At 71.6% G+C, this 1,042-nt stretch carries 1 protein-coding gene; it reads left to right on the forward strand.

Going from position 1 to position 1,042, the window contains the following annotated elements:
- Window positions 1–1,042 (forward strand): filamentous hemagglutinin N-terminal domain-containing protein (locus tag J2739_RS27855; RefSeq protein ID WP_309907779.1); only part of this gene is annotated, 1,042 nt, incomplete at both ends.

Here is a 1,042-nt window from a genome sequence, read left to right on the forward strand (position 1 = left end):
CACAAATCGTCGGAGCGCCCGGCGTGGCGCCGGGCCTGCGCCCCACGGTGCTGGTGGCACCCAACGGCGTGCCCCTGGTCAACATCCAGACCCCCTCGGCCGCGGGCGTCTCGCGCAACCTCTACCACCAGTTCGACGTCCAGGCCCGCGGCGTCATCCTCAACAACAGCCGCACCGATGTGCAGACGCAACTGGGCGGCTGGGTGCAGGGCAATCCGTGGCTGGCCAACGGGCCGGCGCGAATCACCCTCAACGAGATCACGAGCGGCAACCCGACGCAGCTGCGCGGGGCCATCGAGGTCGCCGGGCAGCGCGCCGAGGTCATCGTGGCCAACCCGGCGGGCATCGCCGTCGATGGAGGCACCTTCATCAACGCCAGCCGCGCAACGTTGACCACCGGAGCGCCGCAGCTCAATGCCGCAGGCGGCCTGGACGGCTACGTGGTGCGCGGCGGCACCGTCAGCATCGATGGCGCCGGGCTCGACGCACGAAGCACCGACTACGCGGCCATCCTCGCGCGGGCCGTGCAGGTCAATGCGGGCATCTGGGCCAACGAGCTCAAGGTGGTGACTGGGGCCAACGAGATCTCGGCCGATCATGGCCAGGCCACGCCCACGGCGGGAACCGGCAAGGTGCCCGTCTTCGCACTCGATGCCTCGCAGCTCGGGGGCATGTACGCCGGCAAGATCACGCTCATCGGCACCGAGGCCGGCGTCGGTGCGCGCAACGCCGGCACGATCATGGCCGCGGATGGCTCCGGCCCGCTCGCCGGCATCGGCGAGCTGGTCGTCACCGTGGCCGGGCGGCTGGAGAACATCGGCACCTTGCAGGCCGCGCGCCGGGCCGAGATCGCGGTCGGGAGCCTCGCCAACGGCGGTCGCATCGCCAGCGGCCAGGAACTCCAGATCGCCACCCGGGGCACGCTCGGCAATGCGGGCGGCACGATCGAAGCGCAGAGCCTGCAGCTCGCGAGCGCCGGCGGCATCGACAACCGCGGCGGAACGATGCGCCAGAGCAGCGGCGTGGGCTTGACCTTGACCGC

The organism is Variovorax soli, from assembly GCF_031454625.1.
Lineage (GTDB): Bacteria > Pseudomonadota > Gammaproteobacteria > Burkholderiales > Burkholderiaceae_C > Variovorax > Variovorax soli_A.